We start from the raw sequence: 24,622 nt of genomic DNA on the forward strand, positions 1-24,622 counted from the left end.
ATACATAGGTCTGAAACGGCAATGAATCTAATCTATTATAAAAAAATGATGGCAATCTACCGAAAGCTATTAACTCAATTATTCTTGATTGTATGAATTGTTATCAGAGTTTAAATGGTGCAGAATTTTTATTCTATGCTTAATGGGCATCGGAGACTGAAAGCAAAACTCAGCTATTATATGGTAAGACATTTTTAAAAAGCATAAAAAAGACACCCTAAGGTGCTATCCTCCGACTTGAGAATCGTATCTATGTATGGAGAAATTTAGAAAAAACAAATACAAAAGAGAAGATTCTAACTATAATTTATAGAACTCTTATGCCATGACTTACTTACATATTTCCTTATTTACCAGAAGAAGAATCTCAGTTACATTATTTTCTGAACAGTCTCGTTAAAGCCATACCAAGAAATCCAGCGCCCATTCCTATTAGCCATCCAGTTTGGGCATTACCTAACATAGATCCCACTCCTCCACCAAGAAACATACAGCCAACGAATACTAATCCTCCAATTCCCCAATTCGGCCGTTCCATAATTCAATCACATCCTTTCAATAAAACATATGCGATTGGCTAACTCAACTTTCTTCCTTAAGATAGTTCATTACTTTGCTTAGGTTTAGCACTTCAGGGAATTCATAAGATGCGAAGCTTGAGTCATTTATATAGATTGTAGAAATACGGGTATCAATCGTTATTAAAAATAACTGACGCATTTTAAACATCATCGATTTTATCATTTTGGACAACCTATTCTGTTAAATTGATATACATGCGAAAAAACTATCAAAATAAAACCCCAGAAATCCAATGGTCTCTGGGGCTTCCTTATATATTTAGCTCTTTTTGCTTTTTGTTTTGTTTATATCTATACAGCAATTTTCGGCTTATTAGAGAAATCACTAATAAGGTCAGAATTAATAAGATAAGTTGCATAAATGATAAATCAAAATATTTAGCACCTGTAACGATTAAAAGTGTAGAAATCGTGCCTTTTACAACGAAAAAAATAATAACCCATAATCCGCCTTTTTTCCAGTTCATTTTATATTACCCTTTCCTACGTTTAAATTCTTAAAATATTTAATGATAGTTCTTAAATGTGACAACTTAATAGAAATCTATTATATTAACAAAAAATTCATGTCTAATTAAATGCAACGATTCTATATTAAGTGAAAATGATATTCATTGTCAATTTTATTGACTATTTGAATACTTATTATTTCTTTCTACTTTGTTTCTTATAAGCAATAAGCTCTTGTATTCAAACAAAAACACCTCCATTGCATTTGCACACTTAGTATGCGAATGCAAGAGGTGTTTTTTCATATACCATCAGGTAAGATTTCCTGCTTTGTTTATTTCTTGATACGTAGCTATTTTTTAATACACAATAACTGGATCATACGTGTTCAAACTATCATATACAGTTTTTGCAACATTAGGAAGAAGGTTCACACACCCACCTGATCCTCCTGTTAAATAAGCATTATTTCCCCAGTCTTTTCGCCAGCCGGCATCGTGGAATCCTTGACCACTATTTGTGAATGGAACCCAGTAATCTACTTTAACCGCATAATCAGCTTTTCCTACTGCGTTACCTCTTAGCGTATATGGTGTTCGTTTATATAGGACGTACCACACACCTGGTGATGTATCTTCACCAGTACTATGTTTACCAGTTACTACATTTGTTGTAACGACTAATTTTCCATCTTTGTAAATCCAAATTTGTTGCTCTGCAATTGAAACTTCTGCATACGTGTCTCCGATGCCATTATTCGATGTTGTTTTATAACCGATACCTTCCTTCTCCCAACCATTCCCTTGAATATTAGAAGCAGAAAGCGATTTGTCGCCTTTCTCAAAGGCTTGTTGAACTTGTTTAGTTTCTTTTTCAACATCTAGTGCCCAGCCGTATCCTTGTCCTTTTACTGATATGACTGAACCGGAATGAGTTTTAAATGAGAAATCTTTATTTAATGTTGATTTGGCATTATTAATTTCAGTAATTTTCTTCTTAATGTCACTCGCATCAATTGTAACTTTCATATCCTTTGACATAGAGGCATTTTGAATTAAATCTTTCGCTTTTAAAGGATAAACTTCATCCTGCACTTTATACTCAACAGACTGCCCAAGAAGATTCTGTAGTGCTTTCTCCTCTTTTTTGACAATCGGATCGTCTTCTTTAATAGGTTTTATGTATGCAGACTTCAGATGAATTTCGCTTTTATATTTTTGTTTATCATAATCTTTCAGTAGACTAGTAACATCATACTGTTTTCCTTCAACACTTTTCGAAATAACAATTTTCCCTTGTTCTAGCTTCGCCATAGCATCTTGAGGCGCTTTTAATTTCTCATTCATAGAGATGAGCTTTTCTTCTACAAGTTTTTTCATCGTTTCACTACGATACTGATCTGCCTTCTCTGGTAGCAATGAATAATTTTCTCCCTTTGAGGAAGGGAAAAATGTCCACTGGTTTTTTAATAGTTTCTTAACTTGAGGCAAATCTTTTTCCGTAAGTTCCGTTTTTGTATCTTTTTCATCTAAAATTTGTTGTTGATCAACATAGACTTTGTTTGCTAGTCCAGATGTCTTTAATTTCTGTATTGCCTGATCAGCACTCAGACCACCAACTTTTGTGTCATTAATTGTAACATTCGAATTGAAGTGAGTTGCCTGATAATAACTCATTCCCCCAATAAGAAGTGCAAATACACCAATACCCGCTGCAATAAACTTCCAATTTGTATAACGTTTTTTTGATCTTACTCGTTTTTGATCAATTTCTTCAACTGATTCATTTGTTGTATTGTTGTTCATCAATCTTTCCCCCGTATGCATTAACGTCAAACGATTTTCAACTAAAATCATAAACTAGTGTACCTTATTTTTCCTAAAATTTCATTATTTCCGACCACATTTTATCGCAATTTAATGATTAAATTTAGATTTTTTAATAGTACGATGCATTGAACAGTCACTTACAAGTAATAAATCATTCAAAAGTGTTCCTTCCTTATATCTATAAATCTAACAGAATAAGTTGCTCCCAAAACGCTGCAAACGAACTAAATTCTCATAAATAACAGTTTGATTCATATAAAACTTTCATATTGGGTCACTTCAACATATTTACTTGCTGAACATGAAAATTCCCCTTTAAGAAAAAAATAAAAAATCAGACAGTATACTTGAATTTCTCTTCGCATGAGAATATACTAATAAAGCAGGCTATGACGTTCCTTCCTTCTAACTTCTTTGGCCAAATAGGGATGTTACTTTCCTGCTAAACACATAGGCTATGACAATTCTTCCTTCTTTGTAGAAATTTCAAATTGTTTTAGAGTTGTCAATTCCCTATGAAAAATAATTAGACTATAAAACCTCTTTCTTCTTTGGGATTGCATAAACTTTAGTTTATCAACCATTGATGTAGAGGTTTTCTTTTCTTAATTAACAAATTACCACTTAACAACTAAATGTTATACCCCTAATTTTTCACTAAAAAATAGCTATGTACCCTCTGTGCATTTTTCTACAATTATTGTGTTTATACATATAAAAATAAAAATCTACCACTGAAAGGAGGACAGTCAGACTATTCCCCTCTTTTATAAGGCGTGAATAGATGGCGTTCTCATGAAAAATTCTATTTATATAAGAAGAAGTTTGAAAGTAATTATAAAAAGAGAAGAAAATAAACTACCGAACATTTATTTAGCCACTGTTTTAAAAAACTTGGAAAGTTTAGGATTTACTTTTTCCGAGCCTTTAATAGAAGAGTTGCAAACACTTTCGGTTGATGCATTCACATCGTTTTACAAAGAGTTGGTAAAACATTTAAAAGAAATGGTTGGTGCACATATTCAGTTTACTCCTATGTATCCAAACTTTCCGCAACAAATGATGCATTTAAGTGACGCTGATTTATATATCAATGCCGTTATTCATTATGTGACGTTGCGCCTACCTGTATCAAAAGTAGAAGAACGACTCCCTCTTTTAGATAGAGTTGATTTGAAAGTTATTGACTTAGGAAGTGAAGAAGATTTCAATCAAATGATTTCTCAATTGATTAGTGCAAACAGCTCTATTTCCTCAACTGATAAGACGGATGTAGAATGGGCTATTACACACACTGAAGATGTTTCCTGTTTTCTACCTAATGTAATTCCTCATAAGGAAAATATGTCTTTTATAATTGGGGTTTTATTAATAAACAGAAAAATATCAGCCGATGCTGCTGCAAAGTATTTTAAAACAGCAACTGATGTTCTTCGCCTTGCAGTTGCTTTATCTGAAGGGGATGTGAGTTTAGCATCCTCCGTCCGATTCAAGAAGTTTAACCGAGCAGAAAGACGCTTCCTTTTAGGATTGTCAGAGCAATGCGGAAACATTACCGAAGATATGCTTCGATACAAAAAACGTTGGATTCGTTTAGGTGAAATTCTTCATCCAGCAGAATATCATACTCGTTTCCCAAAAACTCACCGAGCATTTGAGATTCTTCGCAACAACATTAAAGTTGAAACATTTAATGGAAAAATAGAAGCAGCTTTGTTGAATCGTGATATCATGACAGCAAAAAATCTTTTAAAAACTCGCCCGGGGGAATTTGCCAGACGCTTGGATCATTTAATCCGTTTATGTAGTGATAAGTCAACAGATGTTTTCAATATTCTCGAAGATTTTCTAAGTATAATAGGAAACGTTTCTACTCCTGTATTACTTCAACTCACAGCTCATTTTAAGCATCGAAATGATAAAAATGAATTTCGCACCTTTTTTCCAAAGGGAAATGTAGCAAAAGCTATAGGTATTGAAAATACACTTCCATTTATCTCAGAGGATATTTGTTTAATGATTGTAAAAATGTGTGAAGATACTTTAAAAAATCGCTTCGCAGAACTTCCAAGTCTCGGAAAAGTATTTTTGGATGAACAGTTAAAAAATCACTTAGTTCCCTTCTCTCAACGTTCAGCCAGCAAAGCGCTTCGCACATTATCTCGAGGAAGTAAAGTAGATTTGCCAGAAGGAGATACGATTCGTTTTTTCCTATGGTGGAAAGAAGGCTATGTGAATGGACAACATACAGGACGTGTTGACATTGATTTATCTGCTGCAATGTACGACGAAGATTGGCAATACAAAGAACATGTATCCTTCACGAACTTACGTTCAAAAAATTTCAAAGCCTACCATAGCGGAGATATTACTTCTGCACCAAAGGGGGCATCTGAATTCATTGATTTCGATATTCCGTCTGTGCTGAAATATGGTGCACGCTATGTAGTCATGACTTTGCTTTCTTACACAGACCAACCGTATAAAGATTTACCAGAATGCTTTACTGGTTGGATGGTTCGTCAATATCCTGGTTCAGGTGAAATATTTGAACCTTCTACTGTTCAAGATAAAGTGGATATTACTGCCGACACCCAAATCTCTATTCCAGTTATTTTAGACTTAAAGGAACGAAAATTGATTTGGACAGATTTGTCTCTTACAAGAGATCTAACTTATGATAATACCATCGAGGCTAATCAAAAAGGTATGATACTAGTCGGAAAGGCTTTAACTAATTTAGTTAAACCGAATTTATATGACTTGTTCCGATTACATATTGAAGCTAGAGGTGAACTCGTTCAAGACATCGAAGAAGCAGAAAGCATTTTTTCTTTGGATAAAGGGATTACTCCTTTCGATATTGAAAAAATAATATCTGATTTTATAGCTGACTCAAAAGGCTAACTACATTACAAACATTAATAATGCGTGGAAAATATCGATGTATAATGTCTATGTGAAACAGGGCCCGATAGATGCATATCAGGTCCTGTTTTTTATTTAGTAGATACTAAATAGTCCGGTTAATCACTATTCATCTAAATACACTATACTAATAAAGTGAAATTTATTCGAAAGAAGTTCATTAGTTAATATGTATCTAATTAAGAAACAGTCATATACCAGCCCAAACATCTTTTCCATATCGCCCTTCATCTTGCACACGATCCAACCAATTTCTTGCTTCTTGTTCACTGACTTCATGAATTTCTTGATATGCTTGACAAAGGGTATCTTCTACATCCGGAGCCATTTTACTTCCATCACCACATATATAAAGATGAGCTCCATTATCTAATAACGAAATTAAATTGATTCTATCTTGTTTTATTAAATGCTGTACATATGTTTTTGGATGTCCCTCTAGACGAGAAAAAGCTGTGTGTAAAGAGATTAATCCATCTCTTTCATCATTTTCTAGTTCTGTACGATAAAGATAATCTTTTTCAGGATGACGACAACCAAAATATAGATGTGCTTGTCCTAAGTTAATACCTTTTTGCTTTTGAACACGACGCGCTTGCAAGAATCCACGGAATGGTGCAATTCCAGTACCTGGACCAACCATAATAATTGGTGTTTCTGGATCTTTAGGTAATTCAAAGTTTGATTGTGGCGTTCGAATGAAACAGATAATCTCATCTTTATTATGACGCTGAGCTAAGTAATTAGAAGCGACTCCTTCATATGTCCCTTCCCCACTCCATGCAGGCGCATTAACAACACCGACCGTAATGCTCAGACGATTCTGTGCAACGAGTGGAGAGCTTGAAATAGAATAGTAACGCGGTTTGAGCGCAGGAAGAAGTTCTAAAAAGCGTTCAAATCGGATTTCACAAGCCTCATACTTTTCAAGAAGGTCCAACATTGAAATCCGTTTCTTTAATATTTGTTCATGGTAAACTCCTTCTTCTAATAATGCTTCCAATTCTTTTTTATGAGGAGGACATGCTGTGAATGTTACCATTTCTCGTATTTGTGCACGAGTGGCTGCTTCTTGAACTTCGACACTATAACTAAGAAGGTCCAATAAACTAACAGGACTGTCTAAAGGTATGTGATTTATACTTCGTCCACTTGCACTCAGTATAACTTGATCCTTCCCATTTAATCCAAAACGTTTTAAAATTCGGTTGATATTTTTCTCGCTATTAACTGGCAGCACTCCAAGGTGGTCTCCTTCTTTATATGTAGCGCCTTCTGGCAAGGATACCTCGATATGTCGTGTACTTCTATCACTACTGGATGATTGGAGTTCACGATTTTCTAGTATAGATGCATAAACTGCTTCATATGTTCGTGCAAGAGGAGATCCTCCAAGACGACTGACAAATTGCAAACTCAAAGTACTGCGCTCTTTTTCCATATTTTTGTTGAGCTCCAATCCAAATGCCTTCATTGCATCAGACCACATACTTTGTTTCCATTGCTCGAGCTGTTCCTCGAAATCACCACTTGCATCTGCTTCTCCGCGTTTAGAAAATCTTGTTGCTCCTTTTTGAGCCATCTGCTCATCAATGTATCTTGGAATCCGTTGATAGGTACTAGCCCAATTATGATCTCCACAACCAAAAACTGCGTATTGAACCCCTTTTAGCTCATCCGGTTTTAGTTCCTCCAACCATTGCACAAACTGCCCTGCATTACTTGGCGGTTTTCCATTATAAGAAGAAGTCACAATAAGTACCGCTCCTTCTTTTGGCAAACTTCCAATTCGATCGTTAAGAGCTACCACTTCCGTTTGAACTCCTTCTAAACTAGCTGTATCCGCTAATTCTCTTGCAATACCTTCTGCTACACCTGTATCCGAGCCGTACAGAACAAGAAGTGAAAGATTATCGGCCCCAATAATAGAAGGTGTCTTCTGAACGTGCTGCTTAATTTCATCGTTTTTCAGCTTGTCCTCTGTAGGTGCAAGAACAGTAGGATGGCTAATAGTTTGTTTTCGGGGTAGAATCCTAATCTTAAAATCGCCGGGCTTTAGCGTTAATGTTTGTTTTACTTCCAGCTGATAGTTTTGATAATCGATTAATTCAAAATGTTGAAGAAGCATTCCCATTACAAGAGTGGCTTCATGAAGTGCAAATTGCATACCGATACATGCTCTCTGGCCATTTCCAAATGGCTTATAAGCATGATTAGGAACCTTATCCAGCTCTTCAAATCGTTCAGGTTGGAATTCTTCCACATTGTCTCCCCATGCATCTTTATCCCTATGTAGCTGTGGAATAAGAACAGAAATACGATCTTCTCCTTTCTTAATTGGGTATTTCCCGCCAATCACTGTATCTTCTTTTGCATAGAGACTGAATGCTGGAGCGGTAGGCCATAGACGCAGTGATTCATTTAAAATCATCCGTATATACTTCAGTTTCATAACTTGTTGGTATGTTGGAGTAGCATCTGTCAAAACACGGTCTACTTCTTCATAGGCTTTTTTCAATTTATCCGGATTCTTTAATAAAAAGTAAATTGCAAAAGATAACAATCCACTTGTTGTCTCATGCCCAGCTATTAAAAAAGTGATAATTTGGAAACGAATGTTTTCATCATCTAATTTTTCACCAGTTTCCGGATCTGGCACATTTAACATACGGGAAAGTAAATCATTTTCTTCCTGATTTCCACTACTTTTACGTTCAGCAATAATATTATCTACTAAAGAAAACATAGATTGGATATCATGCTGAAATTGACGTTTCGTTCTCCACATAAGTTTGTCTTCTATATCCAGCCGCTGCAATTGGTGCATCGCCTCATCTAGAGCACGGGTCATGCTAGTAATAAAAGGATGAGGTGTCTCACGATAAAAGCTATTAAATCGGTAATTAAAACCACATAGACCAATTGTATCTAACGTAAGGCGAGTCATATCCTCTGGAACATCTACGTTTTCATTCGGATTCAGTCTTGCCCATTTTTGAACGAGTTGTACAGCAATATCGACCATCATGGCATGGTAATCTTTCATTGCCCGTTGGCTAAATGTAGGCATCAAAATATTATGAGCTTTTTTCCAGTTAGGCTCGTGAGTCTCGCTTGTAAATAATCCGTCTCCAGCAAAGGCACGAACTTTTGCTAAAGCACCATCTATACTTTTATCGAACCGTGTTTCGTCACAGACTTCTGCTACCAGTTCATGTCCGGAAACGACAATTATGGCATCACTTAAAGTTTGAATTCGAAAAATGGGACCATACTCTTCCGCCAGCTTAATAAACGATAGAGTCGGTTTATCTTTATCGATTAATGGGAGATTACCCAGCGGTCCATATGTTTTCGGCTGAGGAATGGCAGATACTTTTTTTTCCATTTAAAACACCCTTTCAAAAAAGCATGAAATAACATATCCCATTTAATAAAGAGGAAATAGCAACTAATCGCCTGGGATAAAGATATGTAATTGATTACCTTATTTTATCTTTTCCCTAACTATTCATGATTATGATATTACGTATAAGCTTGGCAATTAGATTTATAACTTGTAGAAAAATACTAAATTAAAATGAAGCGAATAAATATAGTTGGAGCCTTTTAATGTTGAGGTTAAAAGATAATCTAAACTTGTAATGTTTATGAGAAATTGCAAATGGATCTCATCTCTTGTATTTGTTTATAAAAACGATTATTTTGATTCATTTTCTTCTAAAACACCCCAAAACAAAGAAGTTGACGCTCTTAAGATTGTAGTATTCGAAAAATCAGTAGTTTAGTTAAAGCAATACGATAAGCAAATATACCGTGTTACTAGTGAAAGAGGACCTGATATGAACATCAGGTCCTCTTTCACTACATAATTATGTCACTGCTTCTTTCAGTTCTTTTCCCATTTTAAATACTGGCGCCTTAGCAGTAAAAAACTTGTAGGAATCATTATCTAAGGTTTTATTCTTCTCTACCGATTTAACTTCTCGACAGCTTCCGCACTTGTATCTACACGTTTAACGAAAAAAACTAGTAGTAGTGCAACAACATTCATGCCAAGCGCTACATAAAATGAATATTGAATTCCAGATAATAAAGCTTTCTGAGTTACTATTGCCTTCGTAGTTTCTGTGAAGGTTGTTGGATCTATATGAGACATTAAACTTTCAGCTTTCGTTTTTGTTACAGAATTCATAATCGTAACAAGAATAGCAGTACCAATCGAACCGGACACTTGTTGAGCTGTATTATTAACAGCTGTACCGTGCGGATTTAAGCGAGTTGGCAATTGATTAAGACCATTTGTCATAAGTGGCATCATAACCATCGCCATCCCAAACATCCGCAGTGTGTAGATAAGAATAATATGTGTGTGACTAGAGTCAATTTGCAGACTTGCCAACATATACGTTGAAACAGCTGTAATGGAAAGCCCCACTATGCCAAGAATCCGAGGACCATATTTATCAAATAGTTTACCTGTAATTGGTGACATAATCCCCATTATTACCGCACCTGGAAGCATCATCAGCCCAGAGCTCAGCGGCGAAATACCACGGACGTTTTGTACATAAGCTGGTGTTAAAATCATACCCGAAAACATGGCCACCGCGTTGACAATTGCAATTACAGACGCAAGTGCAAACATTGGGTACTTGTAAACACGTAAATCCAATAACGGCTCATCCATTTTTAATTGACGAATAATGAAAGCAATTAGGGCAATAGCGCCTATGATTAAGGTTGTTAAGACAACTTTATTCGTCCAGCCATCGGAGCTTGCAGAACTGAATCCATATAACAAACCGCCAAAACCGACAGAAGATAATAGTAATGAGAGATAATCAAGTTTTGCATTTTTGTTTTGTTTCATGACATTCTCAGATTTCCAAATCCCTAACAGTAAGCTAATGATTGCTAACGGTAAAATCATTTCAAAAAGCAAACGCCAGTCATAATACTCTACAATATAACCTGATAGTGTCGGCCCAATTGCTGGAGCTGTAATCATAACTAGTCCAAAAATCCCCATTGCTGTTCCCCTTTTTTCTCTTGGAAAGCTTACTAGCATAATATTCATTAACAAAGGTCCCATAACTGAAGAGCCTGCCGCTTGAACCATCCGACCAGTAAGTAATAAACCAAAGTTAGGTGCTACAGCCGCTAAGGCAGTACCAAGAATAAAAATCACCATAGATGTAATAAATAGGCTCCTATTCGAGAAACGCGTTATTAAAAATGCTGAGGCCGGAATTAATATACCACTTACAAGCATATACCCTGTAGAAAGCCACTGGATCGTTGAATAATCTTGAATGTTTAAATCTTTCATTATTGATGGCAAGGCTACATTTAAAAGGGAGTTATTTAGAAATGAAACAAATGCCCCAATAAAAAGGATTACAAGCATTACATATGGTGGTTTTCTTTTATGTAATGTTTCACTCATATATTTAATTGCCCCTTCATTATAAATTTCATTGATTCGTTTAAATCGTTTACATATTTGCACAAGAAAATATTACCCTTGCAGTATTTTGCCAAACTCTTCGAATGGATATTCTCTTTTTAGCAATTCCACTTGCTCAACATACCATTTTAAAATCTTTTTGTTGATTAAACCTTTATAAAAATGTTTGTTAACGGAATTTAAATTAGGCTGAAATACACAAAATAAGCAACTGAAAATCCCCTTCTAAAATAAAGTGAAGCTTTAAATCAATGGGAATTTTACAGGCAGCGAGAAAAACCAAAAAGACCACGCACCCATTCCTTTAAATACAGGCTTGTAGATCTAGTTATGTAACCATCCATAAAAAGGAATATTACATAGGCTAAGTCTAACATTACATTTTTAAAGTGAGGAGAATAAGCGTATGGACCAATATTGGTATTTGAATTCACAGGGAAATGGGCAACAATATAATAACCAAATTTCATTATATTCACAGTCCGAAATAACTACATCTGAGGTAATGAATGATTTGAAGATTCCTGAGAATTGGAGTTACCGAGTCTATCCAGTTAGTTGGGATTCATCAGCCAATTATACGGGGTTCAATCCCCACCCTCCTCTCTTCTCTTGGGGGCAGCCAATTAATTATGCAGGGATAATGCCCCAAGGTCATCCTGCTAATTGGACTCCATTACCAAGTCATGCAGGTTTTAATTTTCAAAAACCTCCCTTCCCCTGGGCACAACCATTCAATCATACAGGGATGTTCGCACAAGGTCATCTTGCAGCTTTACTATCGCCGCCAGCCAAGCCTTTTCATTTCAATACCAATAACTCGGGTGTTTTTGGAAACCCTTCAGGATGGGGTGGTCCGTGGGCCCCAATGGGATGGGGAAATAACGGAGGTAACGGTCAGCTAGGAATGCTTGGAAACTTACTTACAGCAGGAAAAGGCACCATGAGTGGAATAGGAATGATCAGTAGTCTAATCGGGATGGGGAAGTTCTTCTTTTAGTTAATTAGAACAGGAGAATGTGGCTGTAGCTTTAATCAACCACATTTAAGGACAGTAATCTCCCGCCTAACTTCCTAGCATAGCATTCGCGGAAATTTTAGGTAGATATGTATTGTTACAAGTTACCGTTTTACTTTGAGTGCTCCTTTACTTTCTTATCAAGTGCCTTACTATAAGCATCTTTGTTTTCCTGTGATAACTCATAAATTGCTTTTTTCCAATGCTCTCCGTCTACACCTGATAAAAATTCAGTACCTTTCATTGTAGCTTCTTGAATCTTCTGTTTATCTTCTTTACCAGCATCCTTAATTAACTTCGTTGCTTTTCTTGCCTCTGTTACCCCTTCTTGTATGGATTTGTGAATGTCTTTGTATGTATCAGGTACTTTTATGTGTTCCATATTGTCTAAAATTTTATCTATCTCGTTTGATGTTTTTAAAACAGCTTTTGCTTTTTCTTTGTCCTTTAAGGATTCTCCTAAGTTTAGTAATAGTTCATCCTTCTTAAATTGGAACTCTACCACTTGCTCACATATGTAGTACGGATACTGTTGTTCAGAAATTACTGTTTTCGTTATTGCTTTACTAGTTTGCTCAGTCTTATGAGTAGAATCTTTATCTCCTACCTCGCATCCGACTAACAGCATAAATGGAACTGCTAACGTTACTAGTTTCTTTGCTCTCATTATGTATTCTCCTTGTAGAAATTATTGTAAGTAATTAACATATCAAACTATAACATACATTACATTATGGTTCACTTCCATTACGTTTTAAAATGTAAAATAAGAATACACCCCATAAGCCACAAATAAGATTAATAGAATAGAAATGCCGAGTACCATATATATGATCCATTTTAAATTTGAGTTCATATAATCCTCCCACCTCTAGATAATTCCAGTATATAACAAAAAAGCATTGGATACCCAATGCTTTTTACACTTACGCAAATAAAGAAGTATTCGCATATAAAGCTGGTGAACCACCTGAATGTACGAATAAAATATTGTCTTCCTTATTAAATTTACCTTTTCTAATTAAGTCGATTAATCCCGCTACCGCCTTACCTGTATACACTGGATCAAGTAAAATACCTTCTGTTTTCGCAAGTAACTGAACTGCCTCTACCATTTCCGGCGTTGGTAACGCATAGCCTGGCCCTACATATTCATCAAAGCACGTAACAGCGTCGCGCGGGATAAAGTTTGGAATACCAACGTGTGCTGAAGTTTCATCTACAAGTTTTGCTACTTTCTCTTCTTGCTCAGCTTTTCCTCTACTTACGTTAATCCCGATTACAGGAATATGGCTTTGTGTTCCAGAAAAACCAGTAATTAACCCAGCATGCATACCGCCGCTACCACTTACACAAACAACTGAACTGAAATCAATTCCTTGCTCAAATGATTGCGCCATAATTTCTTGCGCACAAGCAACGTATCCCATAGCGCCCGTAGGGTTTGATCCACCAACTGGAATTACATATGGTGTATTCCCTTTTTCACTTACTTCTTTTGCTACTTTATGCATTTCTTCCATCAGGTCTGCTCCGTTCGGTACAACAATTACATTTTCAGCACCTAATAAGTGATATAAGAAATAGTTTCCGTTAAAGTCTCTCTTCTCTTCTGGCTCAAGCCCTTCCTCTAATACAAGGATACATTTCATTTTTTCTTTTACCGCAGCTGCCAGTGTCAGGCGGCAATGATTTGACTGAATACCACCAGCTGTAATTAACGTATCTGCACCATTTTCCTGTGCATCTGCAACTAAAAATTCTAATTTTCTCGTCTTATTGCCACCAGCTGTTAAACCAAGTAAATCATCTCGTTTAAAATAAATAGTCGGGCCACCAAGTGCTTCAGAAAAGTTGTTTAACTTTTCAATTGGTGTATATGATTCTGTATATTTTTTTCTCGGGAATTTAGCTAAATTCATTGTAACGCTCCTTTTGTACTTCTTTCACAATATATGTAACGTTACTATTATTACACGTAAAAATGGTGAAGTCACCTTTCTCGGTTAAAAATGTATTAAAATTCGGTACATGAAATTTATATCGGCGGTTTTTCAAATATATCAGCGATTCTCAATTTATATCGGCGATTTTCAAAATATATCAGCGATTCTCAATTTATATCGGCGATTTCTCAAATATATCGACTTACCGACAAAAAGTGACAAAATAAAAAGAGCCCACACATTCAAATGCAGACTCCCTCCAATCACTTATTTACCGAAAAACGAAGTAACTGTGTTAATCCCGGCTCTAAATTCATTTCACCTTTATGGCGTACGTATACGACTTTATCTCCATTAAATTTCGGAGGATTTGCTTTACTATACGTATGCCACTCATTCGTTCCTTCTATAGAATACTCCATATATTCAGTTGCACCGACAATTATATTTTCACTATCATCTGCCGTTACATTTGGTGCCATCTGCGCAATTTTTGAATCACTAATTAATAACTTCTTTATATCCTTATCACGTTTGTAATCGTAAGCTGTCACAATTACATCGTTACCATATGCTTTCACTTGTAACCCTTGTTTAAATGAATAGCCATCTGGAGCAGTTTTCTCTCCTCCATTTGGTCCTGCTGACATCCAGCCTGTTTCAATCCCGCCCGTATTTACAACAGTGAAACCTTTTTCATCTCCACCTTTAATTTTCTTTTTACCAGCCCAGTCAGGTAAGTTTAAATCCCAATGCGTATGACTCGTGAAGAAAACAACTTGCGGATAGTCTTTTAATATATCGTACAATTTATCCACGTTTAAATAATCTTGTAAATATGGTGATTGTCTTGATCCAGATACTGTATCAGGTAAAACGTGATGAGAGAAAATAAAGATTGGTTTATTTTTATCTTTTTGACTATACTCTTCTAAATTTTGTTTTAACCAACCTAATTGCTCATCACTCATATATACTTCGTCCCACATTTTTGAATCGTGGTATTTCATATATTTTTCAGTTCCTAAAAATAAAAGTGGATAGCCATCTAATTCTTTTTTATGATATACCTTTTCTTGTCCACTAAATTGTAAGTAGCGACCAAATAGTGTTTCTTCCGTTACACCATTTGGCCATGTACTTTGAGAGAGTTTCCCATCCGCTGTCCATTTACCAGCATAAAACTCATGATTCCCCACAGTAGACCATACATTTTCCGGATGCTTATTTTTATTTAACACACGCTTTACATCATCATATTGTGACTGTTGTCCAGTCGGCGTTATATCCCCATTCATAATAAGCGCTCTAGAAAGTGGCGTTACTTTATTCATATCTTTTAATACGTGATCAAAATCTCCTAAATCACCTTGAATGTCACTAATAACATTAAAAGTTGTAGCTGATTTTCGAACTTGCTCTTTCCCTTCCGCATGTGCTGAAAATGTCGGTAATAATGCCGCCATAACTGCTAACGAAGCAACTGTCTTTTTCATACAAATTCTCCCCCTAATAATAGAATGTACAAACTGACATATTCTGCTTTCTCTTAGGTGCTTGTCCAATTCACATTATAGGGGGAGATTGTAAAGATTAATGGAATAAAAAATTAAGTGTTTTTTAAGAGATTTTGTCTTTTTTCACACTCCACAATTAGCAATTCGCGCCAATATAGCTTTCTAGTCTTTTACATTACATAAATGTAAATGAATATGATGAATCTCTTAGTTTAATATGTTGTCTTTTTAATCTCTGTTATATAACCGCCACAAAATATGCTATCTTTTCAAGTTCTCTTTCTTTAATAAACGTTACTCCTCTTTTAATTAGCCTTAAAATTGTAAAGTGGCTTAATAATATGTTTAATATCAATTGTTTCTTTTGTATTCTCAATAATTTCATCCATTGGCTTATATACCATTGGTGCTTCATCTAAAGTACTTTCTGCAACAGATGTAGTCCAAACCTCTGTCATTGTATTTTGAAAATCCTCTAAGTTAAGTACTTCTTTCGCCTTCTTGCGACTCATAATACGCCCTGCTCCATGAGGGCCAGAAAAGTTCCAATCTGGATTTCCTTTACCAAATGCAATGATTGAACCATCTCTCATATTGATTGGAATGATTACTCGTTCATCTTTCTGAGCTGAAATAGCACCTTTTCTTAGAATCATATTGTCCATATCGATGTAGTTATGGATTGTAGTGAATTGATCTGTTACTTTCCAATCCATTTTAGTGACGATTTCATCAATCATTGCTTTACGATTTAACTCCGCATATTTTTGTGCAATTTTCATATCATTCATGTAATCTTTAAATCCTTGTCCTTCTAAATAAGCTAATTCTTTACGAATCACCGGTTTCTTAATTTCACGTAAAGCTTCATGTATTTCTTGTTGTCTGCCTTCTTTCGTTAAACGCTCAATCATTTCTTCTTTAATAGATTTAACGTTTATAAGTTGCTCGTAAGCAAAGTTTTGATAGTACTCTGCTACTTGTTTCCCTAAATTACGCGAACCACTATGAATAACAATGTATACATTTCCTTCATCATCCTCATTCAGTTCGACAAAATGATTGCCCCCGCCAAGTGTACCAATACTTTTTTGAGCACGTTGCAATGTAAACGGGGCTCTTACACTATTAAAATCAATCATTTTTGAAAATCTATGTTCCTTATCTCGAATACGAAAACCACTTGGGACAAATTTACGTATCGTTTCGTCTAAGTAATCGAAGTTGATTTCCTCTTTTTTCTTATTAATTATAACAACCTCCATGCCACAACCAATATCGTACTTACCTCCCAGTTTCCTGAAAGTGTGGACTATACCTTCTCTACAGTCATCGAGATATGCAGTCTCTACTGTAGGCTCACCGTATTAATTATTCCTCTTCAACTCAAAATGGATGAAGAATAATTCTGTACCTTAGTCTGCTAACATGGTACAAGTCTCTGAACCATTCGATTATGTCACCATAACCACTGGCTGCTGATTGCCCTCGCCTTTTATCGTTAGGGTTCCCAGTCAATTGAGTGAGTAGTTTAAAGTCTGAGCCGATTAGTTAACCCCGACTAAATTAGGAACAATCTTATCTTGAATTGTCATTGTTGTCCCAATCGTGCAACCTGCACCCGCATGTGTATCTGGCATAATACGAATCTTGCTATCCTTTACGAATTCTTGGTTACAAAGATCAATAATTTGACCTGCTGCCGTTTCTTCTACATTCGTAGTATATACTTTTGCTTCATTGTATTTTCCTCGTAATTTCAACATCTTCTATTTCCCCTTCCCTTTAGTTTCTACAAAACATTAATTTATACATATTTATAATTATATTTTCCACCACTACAGCTCATTTCCTTTTTATAAAAAAAGACACAGAGATTCCTCCCCATGCCTACTAATTTCCTACCTTTTCACCGCATGCACATAATGCACTGTCTCAAAAGCTTTCAAATAATCGTTTCGTCCTTCAAAATATAATTTATTTATGTCTTCTGGCGATAAATGTTCATAAATGAGTAAGCCCGCCTTCTCTAACAGTGCTTCCATTTCGGCATAAGAAAAACATGATTTCATCGGTTCTCCGCCTACCGCAGCCATTTTTACCATATTTTCAACTCGATTGGACAGTCCCTTTTCCGTAAACAAGTTTTCATCGGGATAATCGAAAACGATAGAACTTCCTGCCGGAACCACCTCAAATAAACATTCTATTAAACTAGAAAGTTCCTCTTTCGTTAAATAGTACGTTACACCTAATAGACTAAAGAACGTCTTTTTATTTTCAAATCCTTCATTCCGTAACTGCTCATAGAAAAATCCTTTCGTGAAATCCATCGAAACAAAATGAAGGTTATTTGGAACTTCAAGTTCTACTTCTTTTATTCTTTCCTTCTTAAACGCCTGCGTAGAAGGATGATCCACTTCAAATATTTCTATTTTATTCTCTAACTCTCGGTTTCTAAAACTGAACGTATCTAAGCCTGCACCGAGTATGACGTATTGTTTCGCTCCTAATGTAATTTCATGTAGTAATACTCTTTCACAATATGCGGCACGTGCTAAAGGTGTTGGTGATAACTGAACTTGTGTAATCCATTTTAATATTTCTTTTGGATTGTCTTGAAACTGCTCTGCAATGTCTGTATTGAAAAAGTGAATCCCTTGAACCATGTTCGTTTCAATATTGTTACGTTCTTTTTGTGAAATGAAATCTTTAGCTACATAATCATTAAAGATTTTAGGACTATCAAATTCACTATGATACGCCCTTCCGAATGCTGATACTAACGACGTTACACTTGCTTCACCTTGTTTCACGCACATACACTCTCCTTCATTTTCACAACAAAAATAGGGTTCCCCTGGCCAGGAGAACCCTATTATACACCTTATTTTTATATCGGTAAATTATAGCATAAATAAGTTTTTTTGTCAAGTTTTCAGCCTACTAACGCTCCAATAATTTGTGTAATCTCTAGCAGGAAGATTTCGATCTACACCGAACATTCCAGTTCATAACAATACAAATGGAGGGCGTCATGAAAAGATTAGTCATCATTACAGTTGGAAAAACACACAGTGGAAAAACTACATTTGCAAGAGCATTAGAAAAAGAGTTACCCCACTCTTTCGTTATGGATCAAGATAATCAAGCTGAATTTATTAACACGCATTACGAAAAATTACAGCCGGCTAAAGGCCCTAATACATTTAAGCACGGTCTTTCAAAATTCATTGTTGATTATGCGAAAGAACATTCAAATTTACACCTTATCATTAGTAACTCCAATCGCAGTAAAAATGGAAGGTTATATTTACTAAACGAATTATTTCCACAGAATGAATATGTACGCATACTCGTTCATTTTGACATTCCAGATGATGTACTTTACGAAAGAGTGGCTCGAAGCACGCGAAGTACCAATATTTTTAGAGGTGGATATTCTAGTTTCAAAGAAGTATTTGATCGACAACAAACTGAATCACTTCACGATGATGTGGTAGATCCTATAGAAAATGAGGCTGATTATTTGTTTGTTATTCGCAATAATAAAGATGTAAGCTTTACTATTGAAGAAATTGTTCATCTAGCTAAAGATTTATCCCCTACTCCAAAATAAGAGATTATAAAAATTACATAATCATAGATTATTATGCAAATACTTCCTCTAGACGGCGCAGATGGTATATAATGATGGAAGAATCTACTTCTATATGCTCATTTTTACACAAAACAGTTCATGCATATGAAAGAAAAGAGGTACAAAAATATGAAAACAAAACAAACAATTGCTGCGTCTACACTAGCTTTAGCAATGATTGCTAGCGCGAACTCTGCTCATGCTGAAGTAAATGATGCTACTCCTCAGCAAAGTACGGGAGATCGATTAGCTGAAATTAAGCAACATAAACAAGAGTTAGATGCAAAATTGCAGCAACACAAAGAAAACGTGGATCAAACATTAAATGAACTTAACAAGGTTAAGGAAAATGTTGATACGAAGGTGAATGAACTACATGAACGTAAACAAGTTGCTGATGAAAAAATTAACGAAGTTAAACAGCATAAACAAGAACTAGATGCAAAACTGCAGCAAGACAAACAAATCGCCGAAGATAAAATCGCTGAAATTAAAGAGCATAAAAAACAAGTAGAAGATAAAGTTGCTGAAGTAAAAGAACATAAGCAAAATATCGATAACAAAGTGAATGAGATTAAAGAACATAAACAAACTGTCGATGAAAAAGTGAATGAAATGAAGCAACATAAAGAGAACATTGATCAAAAGGTTAATGAACTTAAGGAAGTTAAAAAACAAGTAGATGAAAAATTAGCTGAGTTAAAGAAAGCGAAACAAACTGCTGAGGACAAACTCGCTGAACTAAAAGAAAACAAGCCGAATACCGGTAACACGTTAGAGGAACTTAAGAAAATTAAAGGCAATTTAGACAGTCTTTCCGCTAACTTAGAATTAGCTAAACAAGATGTAAAAAACAAACTAGCTGTTTTACAAGAAGCTAGACAAGATTTAATTAATAAAATTAACGAAATTAAACAATCGAAACAAACTGTTTCAGATGATTTATCAAAGAAAAAACAAGACTTAGATATTAAAATCAACGACTTTAAGCATACTGAGAAAAAAATTGACGACAAATTAGCTGAGTTACATACAACGAAGCAAAATGTTGATAACAAGATTAATGAAGTATCACAGTCTAAACAAACGCAAGCAGATAATGGTACTAAAAACAATAACGCTAAAGAACTTCCTAACGCTGGTAGCGAGCAATCAAACAATATGGCTCTAGGAATGCTATCTGTATTAGGCGGTGTTTTATTACTTACTCGTAATAAAATTAAAACGTTATTCTCTAAATAAGTCCATAAAAAAAGGAAAACCGCACATACATGTACGGTTTTCCTTTTTTTATATTAACTGTCCATCTCGAAGCGTCAATATACGATCACATACATCAAGCATTCTTTCATCATGTGTAATCATAATTGCTGCTTTTTGGCTCTCTTTCACTTCGCGTTTCATCATTTCAACAACTTCACGTGCGCGTTTTGAGTCTAAGCTTGCCGTTGGCTCATCCGCTAATATTAAATCTGGGTTGTTCATGAACGCACGAGCGATTGCTACCCTTTGTTTTTCCCCGCCAGATAGTTGATTTGGATAATGATTCTTTCTTTCTCCTAATCCAAATGCCGCTAATAAATGATCTGCACGCTTTTCGGATTCTTGTTTACTTTCTTTTTTTAGCTTTGCAATGTAAAGTAACTGTTCTTTCACATTTAAATATGGAACAAGGTTTGCAAACTGGAAAATGAAGCCGATTTTTTTCAAACGAATGTCTGTCATTTCCTTTTCTGATAACTGTGTAATATTTTGCTCACGAATGTAAATATCCCCTTTTGATGGTGATAATAATGCACCCGCGATTGATAATAACGTACTTTTCCCTGATCCAGAAGGACCGACGATTCCGATAAATTCTCCGGCTTTCACATCAAGCGATATCGGATGAAGGGCTGTTACTTCCGTATTCCCTTCTCCGTACACTTTACTTACTTTGTCTAATTTTAATAATGAAGTCATTACATCCCGCCTCCAATTGCTTCTAATGCATCAACTTTTAATACTTGGTATAACGAAATAAGTGTTCCTAAAATACTAATTACGATAAAGATTGCTGCATATTGCGCAATCATCGGTGTTGTTAATAAGAACGGCATACCTGCTGGTAAAATTTGTTCTAACCCTTGTACAAGAACGATACTGATTACCATCGCAACGACTGATAAGAATAACGCCTGCACGACTAAGCTATTTGCTAAATACGAGTTCTTTGTACCGATTGCTTTTAATACACCTAATTGCTGTGTTTTTTGCAGTGTAATAACGTAGAAGAATACACCGATTAATAACGCAGCGATAACAAGTAAGAACGCAATAATCATCGTTAATGTTCCTTGCTCTTCTTTAAATCCTGGAATACTTTGCAGTACTTCTTTTTTATCGATAACATGAGCATTTTTAATCTCTTTATCTGCGTTAAGTGCAATTGCACTATAATCTTTTTGGTTTGGTTGTGAAATGGATCCCCATACGTCTTCATTTACATAAACGACTGGTGTATGGCTAAACATTTGATCTTTCGTAAATCCGACGATTTTAAATTCTTTCTTTGAAACAGGATCGATAATTGTATCTCCAAGATCGATTCCCTTCTCTTTAATCGATTCGTCAGCAACCATCTCGTTGTTTGCTGTACCTAATTTCTCCCCTTTTACAATTTTCGGTTCTAAAAATGAATCCCGTTCACTTGAGAAAATAGCGATATCAACCTTTTTCGAACTATCTTTCTTTTCATATGTTGAAACTTTCACACGAAACGGAACGGCTTCTTTCTCGCCTACTTGATTTACTACGTTATCTACATCGTCTTTCTTAATTTGTGAACGAAGTAATTTATTTTCCGCATCATCTGCTAAAACGAACTTATTCGCCTCCATATTTTGAATCGATGAAGCATTATCATATGATAGTCCATTTGCTAATCCTGAAATAACAAGAACTAAAAATGATAATAACACCATAATCAGTCCGATTAATCCGTATCTTAATTTTGATTGTTTCAATTCACGCAGAGCTAAAAACATTTCGCTCGCTCCTTCCTCTTTCTTTCTATGCACTAATCATAAAAAAGAAATATGAACGGAATATGAACAGAAGATTACAGAGAGTAAGATTTAATTTTCAGAAAGTATTAAAAAAAATTAAAATCCTTGATACAATTCAGTCAAATAATATTGACCGAGTAATTTAATTCAAGGAGTTGATCATGTTGAAGCCCGTATTAACACTAACTACTTATAGTCAACTAAAAGCATTAAGCGATCCACTACGTGCCGAAATGATGATGCGTCTATGCGAACGTCCTTATACAGGACAATTACTATCTGAGAAATTCGGCATTTCAAGGGCGAAAATTCATTATCATTTAAAAGAATTAGAAAAGAATAGTCTTATAGAAATTGTTTATACAGAAGAAAAGAATGGAATCATTCAAAAGTTTTATCAATCTGTCGCTAGAGGCTTTACCCCTGCCGCAGACCTATTACCTCATTTAGAAATATTAAGCAAATCAGGTCGCCAAATCTTTTTAAAAATGATAGAAAGAACAAAAAACCAAATCTTCGCTGCGCCAGAAGAAGCTTTTACATTACGAAATGCAAGTGAAGATCCAGCTGAGTGGAATTACGTTTCATCCTGCTGGGAGTTTGATGCTACGCCAGAACAATTTCAAGTTTGGGTGAAAAAGTTTCATGAATTGATGGCTGAATTAAACGAAATTACAAAAGGTGCAGATAAAGATCCGAATAGTAAACCTTATTATATTTCTACTACTGCACTTCAAATCGCTGAGAGAACAATGCAGCAATTTGTTAAAGAAGAAGAAAAATCGTAATACGATTTTTTTTACCAAGACGGTCAATTTTATTTTACCGAATAAAATTATTATAAAGGAGTAGATAAAGTGGACATATTAAAAAACCGAAATTTCGTCTTATTATTTTTAGGGAGAATTTTTACAAACATAGGAGATAGCTTGTATTATGTAGCAGCGATGTGGCTCGTATATAAGCTAAGTGACAATCCCTTTTATTCTGGATTAGCTGGTTTCCTTACGTTATTACCTTCTGCACTTCAATTTCTTACTGGTCCATTCGTTGATAGATGGTCAATTAAAAACACCCTCGTCATCACACAAGTTTTGCAATGCATTCTTATTTTAATCATTCCTATTACACACTACTTCGACCTATTAACAGTCCAACTACTACTCATCATCATGCCAATCGTAGCCTTTATCGAACAATTCGCCTATCCCGCACAATCGAAAGCTTTACCACTTCTACTGCATAAAACACAATTATTAAAAGGAAATTCACTCTTTTCATTTGCATATCAAGGCATTGATTTAATTTGTACGACGCTTTCTGGAATATTAGTAGCACTACTTGGCGCAATCACTTTATATGTAATCGACTCTTTTACATTCGCGATTACTGCCCTTTTGTTCGTTTCATTGAAAATGCCACAGCAAACGGAATCAGACACAACACTTTCAACTAAACAATATTTCTCTGATTTAAAAGAAGGTTTTTCAATCGTATTTCGTTCATTAATGGGCGTCTTCTTAATCGGTTCCGTTGTCGCTAATTTTTCAATCGGTATGATGATGGCAATACTCCCTTCTTTCACTGATTCCTTAGGCGGGGTGAAATTATACGGTTTCTTTTTAGCCGCTATATCCGCCGGTAGTTTAATTGGAGCACTATTCAGTTCATGGGTTGGTAAACATAGTGTTGGCCGTGTCTCCATTATTAGCTTTGCGACTAGCGCTTTCTTTTGGTTTCTCTCTACGATTGTACCGTTTCAATGGTTATCTATTCTCTTATTTGGCTTAGCTTGGATACCAATTGGGGCGACCAACATATTATTTGCGACAATTGGTCAAATTGTAATTCCAAACCAGTATCTTGGGCGCATCAATTCAGTTACACGAAGTATGGGCACAATTGCTATGCCGTTCGGTTCTTTAATTGGCGGATACACTGCTAATGTATATAGTAGCCAACTTATTTTCGCGCTCGCTAGCATTGGAATTTTATTCATTTCTCTCGTATGGCTGCTTCATCCGAAATTACGGGCTTTGCCGAAAGCAGATGAAATTACGGCGGATACTTTTGAGCTTCAGTTTAAGGAAGAACGGGTAAAAGGTACTGCTTTGTAACAGGAATACAGTACGTGAAATTTATATCAGCGATTTTTCAAATATATCAGCGCAAATAGAATTATATCGGCGATTTTCA

19 protein-coding genes are annotated in these 24,622 nt (G+C 35.4%); 6 read left to right on the plus strand and 13 right to left on the minus strand.

Annotated elements, in window-relative coordinates:
- Positions 1-376 precede the first annotated feature (376 nt).
- From EBQ15_RS31125 to EBQ15_RS11055, 3 genes are all read right to left on the minus strand, one after another.
- Positions 377-538 carry a hypothetical protein gene (locus tag EBQ15_RS31125; protein WP_000441008.1) on the minus strand — a complete coding sequence of 54 codons (162 nt, stop codon included), beginning with the start codon at positions 536-538 and terminating at the stop codon, positions 377-379.
- Positions 539-832: 294 nt separating this feature from the next.
- The gene (locus EBQ15_RS11050) at positions 833-1,048 is read right to left on the minus strand and encodes a hypothetical protein (protein WP_001104105.1); all 216 of its coding nucleotides are present in this window, start codon (positions 1,046-1,048) and stop codon (positions 833-835) included.
- A gap of 342 nt (positions 1,049-1,390) precedes the next feature.
- A complete protein-coding gene (locus EBQ15_RS11055) occupies positions 1,391-2,836 on the minus strand; it encodes a L,D-transpeptidase family protein (RefSeq protein WP_001064056.1) in 1,446 nt (481 codons plus the stop codon).
- Between the two features lie 819 nt (positions 2,837-3,655).
- Between EBQ15_RS11055 and EBQ15_RS11060 the strand changes: the two genes are divergently transcribed.
- Positions 3,656-5,767 (plus strand): TerD family protein, encoded by a 2,112-nt coding sequence (locus EBQ15_RS11060; protein WP_000798029.1) that lies wholly within the window; start codon positions 3,656-3,658, stop codon positions 5,765-5,767.
- A 211-nt stretch (positions 5,768-5,978) separates the two neighbouring features.
- Here EBQ15_RS11060 and cypD read toward each other — a convergent pair whose 3' ends face one another.
- A complete protein-coding gene (gene cypD / locus EBQ15_RS11065) occupies positions 5,979-9,176 on the minus strand; it encodes a bifunctional P-450/NADPH--P450 reductase (protein ID WP_000412777.1) in 3,198 nt (1,065 codons plus the stop codon).
- Positions 9,177-9,758: 582 nt separating this feature from the next.
- On the minus strand, positions 9,759-11,237 hold the full coding sequence (locus EBQ15_RS11070; RefSeq protein ID WP_000005138.1) for a DHA2 family efflux MFS transporter permease subunit: 1,479 nt from the start codon (positions 11,235-11,237) through the stop codon (positions 9,759-9,761).
- A gap of 427 nt (positions 11,238-11,664) precedes the next feature.
- Between EBQ15_RS11070 and EBQ15_RS11075 the strand changes: the two genes are divergently transcribed.
- Positions 11,665-12,258, plus strand: a complete 594-nt coding sequence (locus EBQ15_RS11075; RefSeq protein ID WP_000373144.1) for a hypothetical protein — start codon at positions 11,665-11,667, stop codon at positions 12,256-12,258.
- 130 nt (positions 12,259-12,388) lie between these two features.
- Here EBQ15_RS11075 and EBQ15_RS11080 read toward each other — a convergent pair whose 3' ends face one another.
- The 6 genes from EBQ15_RS11080 to EBQ15_RS11105 form a co-directional block, all read right to left on the minus strand.
- Positions 12,389-12,943 carry a hypothetical protein gene (locus EBQ15_RS11080; protein WP_001201801.1) on the minus strand — a complete coding sequence of 185 codons (555 nt, stop codon included), beginning with the start codon at positions 12,941-12,943 and terminating at the stop codon, positions 12,389-12,391.
- Between the two features lie 259 nt (positions 12,944-13,202).
- On the minus strand, positions 13,203-14,198 hold the full coding sequence (gene cuyA / locus EBQ15_RS11085) for a D-cysteate sulfo-lyase (protein ID WP_001046613.1): 996 nt from the start codon (positions 14,196-14,198) through the stop codon (positions 13,203-13,205).
- Between the two features lie 287 nt (positions 14,199-14,485).
- Positions 14,486-15,718, minus strand: a complete 1,233-nt coding sequence (locus tag EBQ15_RS11090) for a DUF4073 domain-containing protein (protein WP_000754270.1) — start codon at positions 15,716-15,718, stop codon at positions 14,486-14,488.
- 326 nt (positions 15,719-16,044) lie between these two features.
- The gene (locus EBQ15_RS11095) at positions 16,045-17,004 is read right to left on the minus strand and encodes an RtcB family protein (RefSeq protein WP_000454308.1); all 960 of its coding nucleotides are present in this window, start codon (positions 17,002-17,004) and stop codon (positions 16,045-16,047) included.
- 282 nt (positions 17,005-17,286) lie between these two features.
- A complete protein-coding gene (locus EBQ15_RS11100; RefSeq protein WP_000916247.1) occupies positions 17,287-17,505 on the minus strand; it encodes an RtcB family protein in 219 nt (72 codons plus the stop codon).
- A gap of 135 nt (positions 17,506-17,640) precedes the next feature.
- Positions 17,641-18,561 (minus strand): class I SAM-dependent methyltransferase, encoded by a 921-nt coding sequence (locus EBQ15_RS11105; protein ID WP_002164096.1) that lies wholly within the window; start codon positions 18,559-18,561, stop codon positions 17,641-17,643.
- A 215-nt stretch (positions 18,562-18,776) separates the two neighbouring features.
- On the opposite strand from EBQ15_RS11105, the gene EBQ15_RS11110 reads away from it, so the two are divergent.
- Positions 18,777-19,358 (plus strand): ATP-binding protein, encoded by a 582-nt coding sequence (locus tag EBQ15_RS11110; RefSeq protein ID WP_000826987.1) that lies wholly within the window; start codon positions 18,777-18,779, stop codon positions 19,356-19,358.
- Positions 19,359-19,508: 150 nt separating this feature from the next.
- Positions 19,509-20,621, plus strand: a complete 1,113-nt coding sequence (locus EBQ15_RS11115; protein ID WP_033693033.1) for an LPXTG cell wall anchor domain-containing protein — start codon at positions 19,509-19,511, stop codon at positions 20,619-20,621.
- A 48-nt stretch (positions 20,622-20,669) separates the two neighbouring features.
- Here EBQ15_RS11115 and EBQ15_RS11120 read toward each other — a convergent pair whose 3' ends face one another.
- The gene (locus EBQ15_RS11120) at positions 20,670-21,341 is read right to left on the minus strand and encodes an ABC transporter ATP-binding protein (protein WP_000202597.1); all 672 of its coding nucleotides are present in this window, start codon (positions 21,339-21,341) and stop codon (positions 20,670-20,672) included.
- A complete protein-coding gene (locus tag EBQ15_RS11125; protein WP_000477751.1) occupies positions 21,341-22,405 on the minus strand; it encodes an ABC transporter permease in 1,065 nt (354 codons plus the stop codon). Before EBQ15_RS11125 ends, EBQ15_RS11120 begins: the two co-directional genes overlap by 1 nt.
- 185 nt (positions 22,406-22,590) lie before the next feature.
- Between EBQ15_RS11125 and EBQ15_RS11130 the strand changes: the two genes are divergently transcribed.
- On the plus strand, positions 22,591-23,214 hold the full coding sequence (locus EBQ15_RS11130; RefSeq protein WP_033683910.1) for an ArsR/SmtB family transcription factor: 624 nt from the start codon (positions 22,591-22,593) through the stop codon (positions 23,212-23,214).
- 69 nt (positions 23,215-23,283) lie between these two features.
- On the plus strand, positions 23,284-24,543 hold the full coding sequence (locus tag EBQ15_RS11135; protein ID WP_000353379.1) for an MFS transporter: 1,260 nt from the start codon (positions 23,284-23,286) through the stop codon (positions 24,541-24,543).
- Positions 24,544-24,622 lie beyond the last annotated feature (79 nt).

Origin of the sequence: Bacillus sp. 2D03 (genome assembly GCF_003946765.1) — a bacterium.
GTDB lineage: Bacteria > Bacillota > Bacilli > Bacillales > Bacillaceae_G > Bacillus_A > Bacillus_A cereus.